Origin of the sequence: Mesorhizobium album (assembly GCF_033977205.1) — a bacterium.
GTDB lineage: Bacteria > Pseudomonadota > Alphaproteobacteria > Rhizobiales > Rhizobiaceae > Mesorhizobium > Mesorhizobium album.
In genome coordinates this window covers 1-1,562 of sequence record NZ_JAVIIW010000123.1, presented here as the reverse complement: position 1 = coordinate 1,562, position 1,562 = coordinate 1, and the positions used below count along the sequence as shown (strand labels likewise).

Annotated in this window: 1 protein-coding gene; it reads right to left on the bottom strand. The window is 66.5% G+C overall.

Annotation, left to right across the window (positions count from 1 at the left end):
- On the bottom strand, positions 1 to 1,562 hold a 1,562-nt coding region (locus tag RFN28_RS34480; protein ID WP_320291579.1), incomplete at both ends, for a formate--tetrahydrofolate ligase.

Sequence of the window (1,562 nt, the reverse complement as noted above, 5' to 3'; positions counted from 1 at the left end):
GCCTTGGGCAGGCCGGGCATGGTCATGATCTCGCCGCAGATGATGACGACGAAGCCGGCGCCGGCCGCAAGCCTGACCTCGCGCACCGGCACGGTGTGGCCGGTCGGCGCGCCGCGCAGGTTCGGGTCGGTCGAGAACGAGTACTGGGTCTTGGCCATGCACACCGGCAGGTGGCCGTAGCCGGCCTGCTCCCAGGCATGCAGCTGGTCGCGGATCGCCTTGTCGGCGATCGCCTCGTCGCCGCGGTAGATGCGCTTGACGATGGTGTTGACCTTCTCGAACAGCGGCATCTCGTCCGGGTAGAGCGGCGAGAACTGCGAGGCGCCGGATTCGGCGATCTCGACCACCTTCCTGGCCAGCGCCTCGATGCCGGCCGAGCCCTGCGCCCAGTGCTTGCACAGGATCGCCTCGGCGCCCTGCGCCTTGACGAAGTCCCTCATCGCCTGGATCTCGGCCTCGGTGTCGGTGGTGAAGTGGTTGATCGCCACCACCGCCGGCACGCCGAACTGCTTGACGTTCTCGATGTGGCGGCCGAGGTTGAGGCAGCCCTTCCTGACCGCCTCGATGTTTTCCTTGCCGAGGTCTTCCTTCTTGACGCCGCCATTCATCTTCATGGCGCGCACGGTGGCGACGATGACGGCCGCCGCCGGCTTCAGGCCCGCCTTGCGGCACTTGATGTCGAAGAACTTTTCGGCACCGAGGTCGGCGCCGAAGCCGGCTTCGGTGACGACGTAATCGGCAAGCTTGAGCGCCGTCGTGGTGGCGACCACCGAGTTGCAGCCATGCGCGATGTTGGCGAACGGGCCGCCATGCACGAAGGCCGGGTTGTTCTCCAGCGTCTGCACCAGGTTGGGCTGGATGGCGTCCTTCAAAAGCACCGCCATGGCGCCGTCGGCCTTGAGGTCGCGGGCATAGACCGGCGACTTGTCGCGGCGGTAGGCGACGATGATGTCGCCGAGGCGCTTCTCGAGGTCCTTGAGGTCGGTGGCCAGGCACAGGATCGCCATCACTTCGGAGGCGACGGTGATGTCGAAGCCGGCCTCGCGCGGAAAGCCGTTGGCGACGCCGCCCAGCGAGCAGATGATCTCGCGCAGCGCCCGGTCGTTCATGTCCATGACGCGGCGCCAGGCGACGCGGCGGATGTCGATGCCGAGCTCGTTGCCCCAATAGATGTGGTTGTCGATCAGCGCCGAAAGCAGGTTGTGCGCGGTGGTGATGGCGTGGAAGTCGCCGGTGAAGTGGAGGTTCATGTCGTCCATCGGCACCACCTGCGCCAGGCCGCCGCCGGCGGCGCCGCCCTTCATGCCGAAATTCGGGCCAAGCGAGGCTTCGCGGATGCACACGATCGCCTTCTTGCCGATGCGGTTGAGGCCGTCGCCGAGGCCGACGGTGGTGGTCGTCTTGCCTTCGCCGGCCGGCGTCGGGTTGATGGCGGTGACCAGGATCAGCTTGCCGTCCTTGTTGTTCCTCACCGACTTGATGAACTCGGCCGAGACCTTCGCCTTGTCGTGGCCGTAAGGCAAAAGGTGCTCGTACGGGATGCCGATCTTGGCGCCGATCTC